General features: G+C 74.8%; 10 protein-coding genes. 5 read left to right on the top strand and 5 right to left on the bottom strand.

Annotated elements, in window-relative coordinates; translation table 11 throughout:
* Positions 1 to 24: 24 nt before the first annotated feature.
* The 3 genes from ACFC8N_RS12900 to ACFC8N_RS12890 form a co-directional block, all read right to left on the bottom strand.
* Positions 25 to 1275: an MFS transporter gene (locus tag ACFC8N_RS12900; RefSeq protein ID WP_376288120.1), complete on the bottom strand. Its 1251-nt coding sequence runs from the start codon at positions 1273 to 1275 to the stop codon at positions 25 to 27.
* Between the two features lie 112 nt (positions 1276 to 1387).
* Entirely contained in the window at positions 1388 to 2500 is a 1113-nt protein-coding gene (locus ACFC8N_RS12895; protein WP_356024038.1) for a HAMP domain-containing sensor histidine kinase, read from the bottom strand.
* Positions 2501 to 2502: 2 nt separating this feature from the next.
* Positions 2503 to 3234 (bottom strand): response regulator transcription factor, encoded by a 732-nt coding sequence (locus ACFC8N_RS12890; RefSeq protein WP_376288119.1) that lies wholly within the window; start codon positions 3232 to 3234, stop codon positions 2503 to 2505.
* 104 nt (positions 3235 to 3338) lie between these two features.
* Between ACFC8N_RS12890 and ACFC8N_RS12885 the strand changes: the two genes are divergently transcribed.
* The 3 genes from ACFC8N_RS12885 to ACFC8N_RS12875 all read left to right on the top strand — a co-directional run bounded on the left by ACFC8N_RS12885 (position 3339) and on the right by ACFC8N_RS12875 (position 5555).
* Positions 3339 to 4040 (top strand): glycosyltransferase family 2 protein, encoded by a 702-nt coding sequence (locus ACFC8N_RS12885; RefSeq protein ID WP_376288118.1) that lies wholly within the window; start codon positions 3339 to 3341, stop codon positions 4038 to 4040.
* A complete protein-coding gene (locus tag ACFC8N_RS12880) occupies positions 4037 to 4654 on the top strand; it encodes a DUF2064 domain-containing protein (RefSeq protein WP_362822857.1) in 618 nt (205 codons plus the stop codon). Before ACFC8N_RS12885 ends, ACFC8N_RS12880 begins: the two co-directional genes overlap by 4 nt.
* A gap of 136 nt (positions 4655 to 4790) precedes the next feature.
* The gene (locus ACFC8N_RS12875) at positions 4791 to 5555 is read left to right on the top strand and encodes a methyltransferase domain-containing protein (RefSeq protein ID WP_362822856.1); all 765 of its coding nucleotides are present in this window, start codon (positions 4791 to 4793) and stop codon (positions 5553 to 5555) included.
* A 328-nt stretch (positions 5556 to 5883) separates the two neighbouring features.
* Here ACFC8N_RS12875 and ACFC8N_RS12870 read toward each other — a convergent pair whose 3' ends face one another.
* Positions 5884 to 7116 (bottom strand): molybdopterin-dependent oxidoreductase, encoded by a 1233-nt coding sequence (locus ACFC8N_RS12870; RefSeq protein ID WP_376288117.1) that lies wholly within the window; start codon positions 7114 to 7116, stop codon positions 5884 to 5886.
* Positions 7117 to 7277: 161 nt separating this feature from the next.
* Here ACFC8N_RS12870 and ACFC8N_RS12865 point away from each other — a divergent pair, with 161 nt between their 5' ends.
* Both ACFC8N_RS12865 and ACFC8N_RS12860 read left to right on the top strand, forming a co-directional pair.
* On the top strand, positions 7278 to 8624 hold the full coding sequence (locus ACFC8N_RS12865) for a hypothetical protein (protein ID WP_376288294.1): 1347 nt from the start codon (positions 7278 to 7280) through the stop codon (positions 8622 to 8624).
* A 167-nt stretch (positions 8625 to 8791) separates the two neighbouring features.
* Positions 8792 to 11947, top strand: a complete 3156-nt coding sequence (locus ACFC8N_RS12860; RefSeq protein ID WP_376288116.1) for an amidohydrolase family protein — start codon at positions 8792 to 8794, stop codon at positions 11945 to 11947.
* A 47-nt stretch (positions 11948 to 11994) separates the two neighbouring features.
* Here ACFC8N_RS12860 and ACFC8N_RS12855 read toward each other — a convergent pair whose 3' ends face one another.
* Positions 11995 to 12438 carry a DNA-binding protein gene (locus ACFC8N_RS12855; protein ID WP_356024023.1) on the bottom strand — a complete coding sequence of 148 codons (444 nt, stop codon included), beginning with the start codon at positions 12436 to 12438 and terminating at the stop codon, positions 11995 to 11997.
* Positions 12439 to 12451 lie beyond the last annotated feature (13 nt).

Here is a 12451-nt window from a genome sequence, read left to right as displayed (position 1 = left end):
GTCCGGCACAGGGCCGCTCGGGGGTCAGCCGGCTGCCACCGCCTCCTTCTCCCGGGGCCCGCGTGCCGCCCACCGCACCGCCGACGGCGCCACGCACCCCACGCTCAGGAAGACCGCCCCCATCAGCATCCAGCCGCGCGTGCCGCCGTTCAGGCAGAGCGACGCCAGCACGGAGGGGGCCACCACGCTCGCGAGGCCGCTGCCGAAGCGGAAGACGCCCGTGTACTCGCCCTGCGCGTGTGCGGGGGCGAGGCTGTACCGCAGCTCGAACGACCCGGCCGCGTAGAGAAGTTCACCGAGGGTGATCACTCCCACGCCGAGCAGGATCAGCGCGACGGCACTCCAGGCCGAGCGTCCCGAGGCGAGGCCGATCAGGGTCGTCCCGGCCAGGAAGGCGCAGCCCGCCCGGCGCCAGGCGTGTGCGGCGGCGGTGCCGGTGTCGATGCCGCGTCCCGTCCTGACCTGCAAGAAGATCACCATGACGGTGTTGACGAGCACGCTGGTCCCGGCGAACCAGCGAGGGGCGTGCGTGTGTCCGACGATCCACAGCGGCAGGGCGAAGACCAGGACGGAGCCGTTGATCGACAGAATGCCGTCGAGGGCCGTGACCACCAGGTAGCGGAAGTCCTTGAGCGCCGGCCGGCGTCCGCCGGTCCGGGGTGCCGGCACCGGTGGCAGGGAGGGCAGCCAGCTGACGACGACGGCGGCCGCCACGAAGCTCAGGGCGTTGCCGAGGACGAGGCAGAGGTATCCAGCGCGGGAGTCCGCCTGGATGAGGAGCGCGGCGAGCAGCGCACCGATGCTGCCCGCCAGATTCGCGGTGGCGCGAAGATACGCGCGGAACCGGGCGGGCCGCTCCCCCGAGAGTCCGCGCACGATCGGGCCACGGGCCGCCTGGCTCGCGGATCCGGCGAGTCCGGTGAGGCAGACCACCGCCGTGAACAGCCAGAAGGAGTGGACGAGGACGAGCATCGCCATGGCCGCCGCCTGCACGGTGAGGGTGGCCAGGTAGACCTCGCGGGGCCCGCGCCGGTCGGCGAGCCGCCCGACGGGCACCCCGGACAGCAGCCCCACGACGGCACCCACGCCCATGCCGAGTCCGACCTGCGCCACGGAGAGCCCCACGGAGCGGGTGAAGAAGACGGCGGCGCTCAGCATGAACACCCCGCTCCCGAGCATGTTGACGAAACTCGCGGTCGCGAGGGTGCGCCGCGGACCCGGTTCGAGCAGAATGCCGCGCGCGACGAGCCAGGAGTTTCCGCGCTCGACTGACATGGTTTCCCCCATCACTTGGCCGACGAGGGAGTATGCGGCGCTCAGCGGTGCTCCGAACAGGCCTGACCTGCAAGGGAAGAGTCACAGCGGATTCGGGAACGATCGTGGTGGCTCAGGGCGTTGGAAGGGGCAGAGTCACTTCGAAGCGGCAGCCGCCGGGGATGTTGTGGACACTCGCCCGGCCCTGGTGGGCCTCCACGATGCCGCGGACGATGGCCAGGCCGAGCCCCGCGCCCGCCGGGGGTGTGCGGGCGTCGGTGCCGCGCCAGCCGGTGTCGAAGACACGGGGCAGGTCCTCCTCGGGGATGCCTCCGCAGCCGTCGGTGACGGACAGCACCACGCCGTCCTGGGTACGTTCGGCGGCGATCGCCACCGTGCCGTCCGGCGGGGTGCGGCGGATGGCGTTGATCAGGAGGTTGCCGAGGACGCGGGTCATCTCCTTGGCGTCGACCTCGACCGGTACGGCCGCGACGCCGTCGCCGACCAGTCGCACGCCGTGTTCCCGGGCGAGCGGATCGGCTCCCGCGAGCGCGTCGCCGACGAGGTCGTACAGGGAGATCCGGGAGGGGTGCAGCGGGAGGGTGCCCGCGTGGATGCGGGAGAGTTCGAAGAGGTCGCCGACCATGTCGTTCAGGCGTTCCACCTCGGTGCGGATCTGCTTGAGGTACCGGTCGGGATCCGTGGCCACGCCGTCCTCCAGCGCCTCGGACATGGCGCGCAGTCCGGCCAGCGGGGTGCGCAGGTCGTGGGAGATCCAGGCCACCAGCTCGCGCCGTGACTTCTCCAACGCCCGCTCCCGCTCACGGGATTCGGCGAGCCGTGCGCTGGTGGCGGCCAGCTCGCGGCCGAGGGCGTCCAGTTCGGCGGTGGCCGGGCGGTGCGGGGCGGCGAAGGCGCCGGCGTCGCCGAACGAACGGGCGGCGTCGGCGAGTTCGCGGCTGCGGGCGACGACCCAGCGGCCCAGGAGCAGGGCGGTGGCCAGGGAGACCACGGCCGCCATCGCGACGACGGTGGTGACCACGGTCAGGTCGTGCGAGGAGAGGAACATGGCCCAGGCCACGGCGAGCGTGCCGGCGAGCATGGCGCCGACGCCGACCGCGGCGACCACGGCGACGGAGGCGGTCAGCGAGCGCCGCCGAATCAGGCGCAGCACGGCCGCTCCCGCGACCCCCGCGGCGGCGGCGCCGGCGAAGGCGTAGAGGGCGATGAGGAGGGTGTCGCGCATGGTCAGGCCACCGCCCCGGCCGGCTCGAAGCGGTAGCCGACGCCCCAGACCGTCTGGATCAGCCGGGGGCGGGCCGGGTCGTCCTCCACCTTGCCGCGCAGCCGGCGCACGTGGACGGTGACCGTCGACAGATCGCCGAAGTCCCAGCCCCAGACCTCCCGCATCAGGTCCTCGCGGCTGTAGGCCCGGCCCGGGTGCCGCAGGAAGAAGGCCAGCAGGTCGAACTCCCGCAGGGTCAGGGCGAGTTCGGTGCCGTTCTTGGTGGCCCGGCGGGCGTGCGGGTCGACGCTGAGTCCGGCCGCGGCCAGCCGGTGTCCCGCGGCGGCGGGGCGGCTGCGGCGCAGGACCGACTCCACGCGCAGGACCAGTTCGCGGGGGCTGAAGGGCTTGGTGACGTAGTCGTCGGCGCCGACCTCCAGGCCGAGGATGCGGTCGTCCTCGTCGCCGCGGGCGGTGAGCATGATGACCGGCACGGGGCCGTCGTGCCGCATCCGCCGGCACACCTCCAGGCCGTCCATGCCGGGCAGCATGAGGTCGAGCACCACGAGGTCGGGCCGGTGGGCGGCGGCGCGGGTCAGGGCCGTGGGGCCGTCGTCGGCGCGGTCGACCACGTAGCCGGCGCGGTGCAGGTATCCGGTGACGACCTCGGCGACGGTCGGGTCGTCGTCGACGACGAGGACCCGGGCCGCCTCACCGGTGGCTTCGGCCCCGTGGGGCGGGTACGGCGATTGCATGTCTCCAGCCTCGCACCCGCAGGTCGGCGCCGTCGGGGCAGCGGTGCGGGCGTCCGCGTTTCGTAAGGTCCCGAAGTCCGAAATGCCCGATTGGCGTTCGTAGGGTGAAACCCGTGACGACCACTTCCACGGACGTCGACGTGGTGCTGCCCTGCCTGGACGAGGCCGAGGCCCTGCCCTGGGTGCTCGGCCGGATTCCGGCCGGCTGGCGCGCTCTCGTCGTCGACAACGGTTCCACCGACGGCTCCCCCGACATCGCCCGCGCGCTCGGCGCCACGGTGGTGCACGAGCCGCGGCGCGGCTTCGGCGCCGCCTGCCACGCCGGGCTGGCCGCGGCCACCGGCGACATCGTGTGCTTCTGCGACTGCGACGCCTCGCTCGATCCCGCCCTGCTCGAACCCTTCGTACGGGAGGTCCGGGACGGCGCGGCCGACCTGGTCCTCGGCCGACGCCGGCCGCAGGGCCGGGGCGCCTGGCCCGCGCACGCCCGGGCGGGCAACCTCGCGCTGACCCGGATGCTGCGCCGGCGCACCGGGCTGCGCCTGCACGACCTGGGCCCGCTGCGCGCCGCCCGGCGCGAAGCGCTGCTCGCGCTGGACCTCACCGACCGGCGCAGCGGCTACCCGCTCCAGATGGTGGTCCGCGCGGCCGACGCCGGCTGGCGCATCAGCGAGCACGACGTGCCCTACCGGCCACGCACCGGCGTCTCCAAGGTGACGGGCACCTGGCGCGGCACCTGGCAGGCGGTGCGGGACATGAGCCGTGTACTGGCCGAGGCCCCGGCCGACCGGGAGGCCGTCCGATGACCACCCTCCTCGTCATCGCCAAGGAGCCGCTGCCGGGCCGGGTCAAGACCCGGCTCACCCCGCCGTTCACGCCGTGGGAGGCCGCACGGCTCGCGGAGGCGGCGCTCGCCGACACCCTGCACGCCGTGGCCGCCACCCCGGCGACCCGGCGGATCCTGGTCCTGGACGGCACGCCCGGCGACTGGCTGCCGTCCGGCTTCGAGGTGCTGCCGCAGTGCGCGGGCGGGCTGGACGAGCGGCTGGCGGACGCCTTCGCGCACTGCGCGGGCCCGGCGCTGCTCATCGGCATGGACACCCCGCAGGTCACACCGGAGCTGCTCACCGTGGACTTCACGGGCTGCGACGCCTGGTTCGGCCCGGCGCAGGACGGCGGCTTCTGGGCCCTCGGGCTCGCGGCGCCCGATCCCGCGCTGCTGCGGGGCGTGCCGATGTCGACCCCGCAGACCGGGGCCGTCCAGCGGGAGCGGCTGCTGGCGGCCGGGCTGCGGGTGCGCGATCTGCCCCGGCTGCGGGACGTCGACACCGCCGCCGACGCCCGTGCCGTCGCCGCGCTGGCCCCGCACGGCCGGTTCGCGGCGCGGCTGGCCCGGTGCACCCCGGTCGGCTCGCGATGAGCGGCGCGCACGGCGCCCGGGCCGCCAGGGCAGTCCCGGACACCTCGGCCGCCGTCGGCGCCCCCGCTGTCACCGTGCCCGCCGCACACGGCCGGCTCACGAAGCGCCCCGCCCGGCGCACACCGGGCGGCCCACGATGAACGGCACTCACGCCGCCCGCGCCCCCTGGGCCACGGCCGACCCCTACGCCGCCGCGCTGCGCTCCGGCCGGGGCCCGCTGTTCCTGCGCCGCGCCGACGGCTGGCTGCTGCCGCTGGAGGTGGAGCGCTGGTGCGGCCGGGCCGATCGTGTCGACCTGGCGGTGCTCGACCGCTGCGAGGGCGCCGTGCTGGACGTCGGCTGCGGGCCGGGCCGGCTGGTCGCGGAACTCGCCGCCCGGGGCCGTACCGTCCTCGGCGTCGACGTCAGCGAGGCCGCCGTCGAGCACGCGGAGCGGCTCGGCGGGCCCGTGCTGCGCCGCTCGGTCTTCGAGCCGCTGCCCGGCGAGGGCCGCTGGGACACCGTGCTGCTCATGGACGGCAACCTCGGCATCGGCGGCGACCCGGCCGCCCTGCTGGAGCGGACGGCCGGGCTGCTGCGGCCGGGCGGCCTGCTGATCGCCGAGACCGTGCCGGCCGACGTCGACGAGCGCGCCCGGGTCGAGGTGGTCGGTACGGCCACCTCGGCTCCGGGTGACGCCGACGCCTTTCCCTGGGCGCGCCTCGGCACCCCCGCCCTGCTGCGGCACGCGCGCCGCACGGGCTGGCGGCGCGTGGCTCAGTGGGAGGCGGGCGGCCGCTGCTTCGCGGCCCTGCGCACGCGGAGCACCAGGAGCAGCGCCGAGCCGCCGAACAGGCCGGCCGTGATCAGCAGCCAGCGGGTGAGGAAGCCGTCCGGACAGAGCCCGGTGGCCAGCCGGTAGCGCTGGGCGGTCATCCCGCTGATCAGCGGGAACCACACGAGCAGGAGCAGCAGGGACAGCGCGGCCGGGACCCGTACGTACGAGGTCCGGCCGCGCTGTCCGACCGCCCCGAGCCCGCGCACGACCATGCGGTCCGCCAGCCCGTAGAGCGGCACCAGGACGAGGTCGTGCAGCAGGGCCGCGCCGACGATCCACAGCGCCACCCCGAACCAGTCGCCGGCGAACAGTCGTAGACCGGCGTACGCGGCGAGCGCGAACGAACAGGCGAGCAGCAGCAGTTGGAACGGGCTGCCGAGAGGGAGGCGGCGCGGCATCACAGGTCGCGGCATCACAGGTCTCCGAAGGTCAGCCGGGCCACCCACTTGGTGTTGAGCACGCCGGGGGCCGCGGGCACGATGATGCGCGCCGGGTGGCCGTGGTCGGGGGACAGTTCCTCGCCGTTGACGTACAGGGCGAGCAGGGAGCGGCCGTCGGCCACCTGGTTGGCGCGCAGGGCCGCGCGGCGGAAGGCGCCGTGGCGCTGCAGGGATTCCACGAGCACGTCCGGCGGATCGCCGTCGTGTCCGACGAGCGCCGCGAGGTCGCGCAGCCGCACCCCGCGCCACCACTGGTCGGCGGTCGACCAGCCCTCCACGCAGGCGATGGGCAGCGACGAGCTGTGCAAGGGAAGCCGGAGAAGCTGGGCGCGGCTGAGGCGGACGGTTCCGGTGCGGCCGGTGACGACGAGGCGCCAGTTGTCCTCGTGGGTGTCGGCCGCGGTGATCCCGGCGTAGGCGGCGGTCTTGTTGATCTGGAAGCCGATCGGGCCGCCGCCGGGATCGGCCGTGCCGTGCGGCGCGAGCAGGGCCGTACGCCGGAAGGGGCCGCCGAGGCTCTGCCCGACCGTGGTCAGGAACAGCAGCAGGGAGCCGCCGCCGACCAGCCCGAGCGCGCCGCGCCGGGACACGGTGGGCGCGTCGGGACGCGGGGCGGCCAGCTCGCTCTCGTCGCGCAGCCGGTGCCGTACGGCGCGCAGCGCGGTCGGCGTCTTCAGCGCGGCGTGGGCCACGAAGGCAGCGAAGAAGACCCAGGCGCCGTAGAAGTGCAGCGGGTAGAAGGAGCCGGGGAAGACGTAGTCCAGCTGGACGTTGAGCACCCCGGTCGTGAACTCGAACAGCCCGCCGCCGACCAGCAACAGCAGCGAGATCCTCTCCAGCGCGTGCGTGACGGAGCGGGCCGGCGGCAGGGTGAACAGCTTGGGCACCACCGACCAGAGCTTGGCCAGCAGCACCGGGATCAGGGTGACGCCGAGGGTGACGTGCAGGCCCTGGGTGAAGCGGTACAGCCAGACCGGGTTGGACGGCCAGGCGAAGAGGTAGAAGCCCAGGACGCCCTTGTCCGGTGTCATGTCGTTCACCCGGGACAGGTCCGGGTTGTAGGCGGCGTACGACACCAGGCCGGTCACGAACAGCACGGTGACGCCGACGAGCAGGACGAGGCCGAGCACGGAGGTGAACCAGGTGCCGCGCAGCGGGCTGCGCCAGAAACCTGGGGAGGTGGGAAGCCGGGATTGGTCGTGCATGTCCCGACCGTAGGCCGCGGAACGCGCGGAAAAGGGTGCGTGACCCATGACGAAACGCTGACGTCCGGCCTGGCCGGCGGCCATGTGCGGCTCCCCCGGCCTAGCGTTCCGGTGTGATCCGCGAACTCCTCCCCGTCGAGCCCCGCCCCGCCCGCCACCGTGTGTCCCGGTCCTCGCGCCGTGATCTGTACGCCGTGCTCGCCGCCGTCCTCCTCGTCACGGTGGCCGTCCTGGTCGGGCGGCACATCCAGGACACCCGCCACACCCTGTTCGTGCACTGGCCGCCGGTGTTCGCCGACTGGGACCCGCACCTCGGCCCCGGCACCCCGGCGGCCCTGGCGGTGGCGGCGGCCACGGTGGCGTACGGCCCCGCTCTCGCGGCCCGGCTGCCCTGGCGCGGACTGCTCGTGGCGTCCTGGGCGACCGCGCTGGCCTGGATCTTCTCCCTCGCGTGGATCGACGGCTGGCAGCGGGGCATCGCCGGCCGGCTGACCACGGCCAACGAGTATCTGCGGGTCATCGACCGCTTCCACGACATCCCGGCGACGCTCCGCGACTTCACCCACCACATCGTCGACGGCACCCCCCGCCCCTGGCCCGCGCACATCGCCGGTCATCCGCCGGCCGCGACGCTGACCTTCGTCCTGCTGGACCGGATCGGGCTGCGGGGCGGCGGCTGGGCCGGGATGTGGGTCATCGTCGTGGGGGCGACGGGGTGCGCGGCCGTGCTGGTCGCGCTGCGCGCGCTGACCGGCGAGGAGCTCGCGCGCCGGGCCGCGCCGTTCCTGGTGCTGGCCCCGGCGGCGGTGTGGCAGGGCGTCTCGGCGGACGGCTACTTCGCTGCCGTCGCCGCCTGGTCACTGGCCCTGTTCGCCCTCGCCCTGACCCGCCGGTCCCTGTGGTGCGGGGCGGCCGCCGGTCTGCTGTTCGGTCTGACCTGCTATCTCTCCTACGGCCTCACGCTGTTCGCCCTGATCGGCGCGGCGGTGCTCGTGCTCGGCCGGGCCGGCGTGCGCGAGCGTCCCGCCCTGCTGCTGGCTGTGCTCGCCGGACTGGCCGTGTTCCCGGCGGTGTTCGCGCTCGCCGGGTTCGACTGGTGGGAGGGCTACCACCTGCTCGTCACGCGCTACTACCAGGGTGTGGGCGGCACCCGCCCGTACGGGTACTGGGTGTGGGCCAACCTCGCCTGCACCGCGCTCATCACCGGCCCGGCCACGGCGGCGGGCCTGCGCCGCACGACCGCCGTACTGCTGCGCGGCCGCGGTCCCCGGTCCCCGCGTCCCGGTCCCGGCCGTATCCGCCTCGCGTTCCTCGTGTCGGCGGCCCTGCTCGCCCTGCTGATCGCCGACCTGTCCGGCATGAGCAAGGCGGAGACGGAACGCATCTGGCTGCCCTTCGCCCTGTGGCTGCTCCCGGCCTGCGCCCTGCTCTCCCGGCCCCGCGCCTGGCTCGCCGCCCAGGCGGTGCTCGCCCTGCTGCTCAATCACCTTCTGTTCACTGGCTGGTGACGATACGTCAGGTCATACACCGGAGTGACTGCGCGTGACCGACGTACGCGAACGGGCGTTGCCCTGGGCGTGGGACGGGGCCGCAGTGGCTGAAACGGCCCACTGGTGCGAGAGGCACCGGTGCGACTTCGCTGAGCGATGACCGAGAACGGCAGGAAGGACAGCGGATGGACGTCGGCAGGTTCAATCGGCGCGGGTTCCTCGGGACGGCGGCGGCCGGGCTGGCCACCGTCGCGTCCGCGCGCACGGCGACGGCGGCCGAACCGCCGGACACGGCCGCCACACCGACCGGCCCGGCGGGGCGGGCCGCCACCTTCACGGAGCTGTCCGGGGGTTCGGTCACCGCCGTCGGGCCGGACGGTGAGCTGATCGCCGAGGTGCAGGGCGTGCTGTGGCGGATTCCGCGTGCCGGTGGCGTGGCGGAGCAGGTGACGGACTGGACGCTGGAGGCGACCCGCCCCGCGCTGTCCCCGGACGGCAGGACGCTGGCCGTGTGCGGCTATCGCGGCGGTGGCTTCCACCTGTGGACGCTGCGGCCGGACGGCGGCGGACTGCGGCAGTTGACCGACGGGCCGTGGGACGACCGCGGGGCGGCCTGGTCGCCGGACGGCACCCGGCTGGCCTTCTCGTCCGAGCGCGGCGGCGACGCGACGGCGGGCGGTTCCTACGGGCTGTGGGTCGTGGACGCGGCCGGCGGACAGCCCCGGCGGCTCAGCGGCGGGGACTTCGAGGACTACGATCCGGCCTGGTCGCCGGACGGGCGGTCGCTCGTGTGCGTGCGCGCCGCGCATGTCTCCGGCGGCGGCAACGACGGCGGTCTGTCGCTGGTACGCGTCCCCGCCGCGGGGGGCGAGGCGCAGGTGGTGCGCACGGTGACCGGGGGCCGGCTGCTGTGTCCGTCCGTCTCACCGGCCGGCCGGATCGCCTATGTGCACCTCAACGGGCCGTCCACCGCCGGGGATTCGGCCGACACGGCGGCGCTGATGGTGGACGGCGAGGTCGTCACGGCCGACGAGGACCTGGCGGCCGCACCGCTGTGCTGGCTGAGCGAGGACGAACTGCTGTACGTCGGTGACGGGCGCATCCGTATCCGCTCGCTGGCCGACTCCTCCGTGCGGGAGGTGCCGTTCACCGCGCGGATGCCGATGCCGGAGCCGTCCCGGCGCGGGCGCCGGCGCCCGCTCGCCTTGGAGGAACCGGCCCACGTGCGCGGCGTGCACCGGCCGGTCCTGGCCCCGGACGGTCGCAGCGTGGCGTTCGCCGCACTGGGCGCCCTGTGGCTGATGCCGGTCGACGGCACGCCCCGCAAGCTCGTCCAGGAGGCCGACGTCCACTGGGTGCAGATGCCCGCGTGGGCGCCGGACGGGCGCAGCCTGCTGTACTGCACCGACCGGGACGGGCTGGTCGCCGTACGCCGGTACCACCTGCACGACGGCACCGACGAGGCCGTGACCGGCGGTGGACGGCTCTTCCCCGCGCTGTCGCCGGACGGCACCCGGCTGGCCTGCCAGGACGTGACCGGGAACCTGCTGCTGCGCACCCTGGCCACGAGCGAGGAGCGGACGCTGGCCAAGCCGCTGGCGGTCGACGGTCCGCCGGGCGCGCCCACCTGGTCGCCCGACGGGCGGTACATCGCGTTCTGCGACCGCAACCGGCTCAACCAGCGCTTCCGCGAGGGCTACAACCTCATCCGGGTGATCGACACACGCACCGGCCGAGAACGCCGCCATCTCCCCGCCGAGCACCAGTCGTTGTCCGACCGCGTGGCCTCCGGACCGGTGTGGTCTCCGGACGGCCACGGGATGGCGCTGGTCGCCGAGTCGGCGCTGTGGCTGCTGCCGGTGTCGGCCGACGGCACCCCGTCGGGGCCCGCCCGGCGGCTCACCGACGAGCCGGCCGACCACCCCAGCTGGTCGGCGGACTCCGGCACGATCCTGTACCTCTGCGAGGGCCGGCTGCGCAGCCTCGCCGTCGGCGCCTCCCGGACGCGCACCCTCCCGCTCCGGCTGACCTGGGGCGGCGGCCCGCGGCCGGAGCCACTGCGCATCCACGCCGGGCAGTTGTGGGACGCCACCGGCGCGCCGCCGCGGCACGACGTCGACATCCTCGTCACCGGCAAGCGGATCACCGCGATCGAGCCCCATCGCGCCCGCCGACCGGGACATCGCACCCTCGACGCCTCCGAACGGACCGTCGTCCCCGGACTCGTCGACAGCCACACCCACCCGTACACCGCCACGTACGGCGCGCGTCAGAGTCTGACCACGCTCGCCTACGGCATCACGACCACGTTCTGTCTCGGCAGTCCGCTGTACGACGCGGTCCGGCTGCGCGAGGCGGCCGGGTCCGGCGCCCTGCTCGGTCCGCGCCAACTCGCCTGCGCCGAACTGCTCGACGGCGCGCGCACCGCGTACGCCATGGGCCGCGCCCACCGCACCCGGGACGGCGTGCGGCGCTCGCTGCGGCGGGCCACCGCCCTGGAGGTCGACTTCGTCAAGACGTATGTGCGCGCCCCGGGCGAGACGATGGCCATGGCGGCCGAGACGGCACACGCGCTGGGTGTGCCGAGCGGCAGCCATCTGTGCGCGCCCGGCCGTTCGGCGGGCCAGGACCTGACCACCCATCTCCAGGCCACCCAGCGCCTCGACCACGGGCATGCCACGACGCCGCTCGGCCGGGTGAACCAGGACCTGGTGCAGCAGTACGCGGACGGCTCCTTCGCGATGATCATCACGCCGTTCCACGCGCGGATCCTGCTCGCAGCCGACCCCGGTCTGGCGGACGACCCGCGCGTGACCGCGCTCATGCCGCCGTGGGACGTCGCCGCCGTGCGCAAGGAGGCGGGCGCCGAGCCGACGGATCACGATCGGCTGGCCCTGGAGCGGGAGATGGCCGACTACCGCAGGCTCGTGTCGCACGGCACCCGTATCTCCCTGGGCACCGACGCGCCCCTGGTCCCGGTCGGGCTCTCCCTGCACCTGGGCCTGCGCGCCCTGCGCGCGCACGGGTTCTCGGCGGCAGAGGCCCTGCACACCGCGACCGCCGAGCCGGCCCGGCTCTTCGGCCTCGACGCCGACCTCGGGACGGTGGAGGAGGGCAAGATCGCCGATCTGGCGATCGTCGACGGCGATCCGTTCGCCGACTTCGCCACGCTCGTCGACATCCCGGTCGTGGTGCGCGAGGGAGTCCCGCACACCCAGGGCGACTTGACGTCCGCCCACCGCGGCGCGACGGCACCCGAGCCGCCCCGGGACGGGTCCTGGCTGGAGGTGGCGCACCGGCTTCGCGAGGGGTCGTGCTGTCACCCCGGCACGAACGGATAGGGCGCGGGCGGTGGACGGAGGTGCCGTTCTCCACCGGGATGCGGCGGTCAGGCGTCCGCGTCGTCGGTGGCGGTGCGGCTGGCCAGCCGCTCGTAGCGCTGCCGGGCGGCCTGCGGGGTGCCGAGGCCGAGGCCGAAGGCGATCTCGGGCCAGGTCAGGCCCCGGCCGCGGGCCATCTCCAGGAGCCCGGCCTCCAGTTCGTCCAGCTCCGCCCGCACGGTGGGGACGAGGCTCAGCGCGGCCGTGATGTCGGCGTGGTCCACCTCCGGCTCCCCGTCCTCCGGCAGCGCGGCCCCGCTGAGCAGGAACGCCACGAGCCGCACGGCCTCGTGCGGTGCGAGGACGAACGGGTGTGTCTGGCGGCGTCGTTGCCCGTCCGTCGCCGCGTGCCGCTCGGCGATGCGGAAGAGCGAGGCGGGGACCCGCCCGGCGCGCGCCTGCTCCGGGTGCGGGGGGAGGAAGGGGTCGGCGGGGTCGGTGGTCGATGACATGGGGCAAGCATGA

The organism is Streptomyces sp. NPDC055966, from assembly GCF_042269865.1.
Taxonomy (GTDB): Bacteria; Actinomycetota; Actinomycetes; order Streptomycetales; family Streptomycetaceae; genus Streptomyces.
Note: the sequence above shows the minus strand (reverse complement) of the source record. Positions and strands in the feature narration are given on the sequence as shown.

Excerpts from the sequence above, each read along its gene's own strand:
- ACFC8N_RS12880 (WP_362822857.1), top strand. The coding sequence starts at position 4,037 with ATGACCACCCTCCTCGTCATCGCCAAGGAGCCGCTGCCGGGCCGGGTC.
- ACFC8N_RS12875 (WP_362822856.1), top strand. The coding sequence starts at position 4,791 with ATGAACGGCACTCACGCCGCCCGCGCCCCCTGGGCCACGGCCGACCCC.
- ACFC8N_RS12890 (WP_376288119.1), bottom strand. The coding sequence starts at position 3,234 with ATGCAATCGCCGTACCCGCCCCACGGGGCCGAAGCCACCGGTGAGGCG.
- ACFC8N_RS12860 (WP_376288116.1), top strand. The coding sequence starts at position 8,792 with ATGGACGTCGGCAGGTTCAATCGGCGCGGGTTCCTCGGGACGGCGGCG.
- ACFC8N_RS12855 (WP_356024023.1), bottom strand. The coding sequence starts at position 12,438 with ATGTCATCGACCACCGACCCCGCCGACCCCTTCCTCCCCCCGCACCCG.
- ACFC8N_RS12900 (WP_376288120.1), bottom strand. The coding sequence starts at position 1,275 with ATGTCAGTCGAGCGCGGAAACTCCTGGCTCGTCGCGCGCGGCATTCTG.
- ACFC8N_RS12870 (WP_376288117.1), bottom strand. The coding sequence starts at position 7,116 with ATGCACGACCAATCCCGGCTTCCCACCTCCCCAGGTTTCTGGCGCAGC.
- ACFC8N_RS12895 (WP_356024038.1), bottom strand. The coding sequence starts at position 2,500 with ATGCGCGACACCCTCCTCATCGCCCTCTACGCCTTCGCCGGCGCCGCC.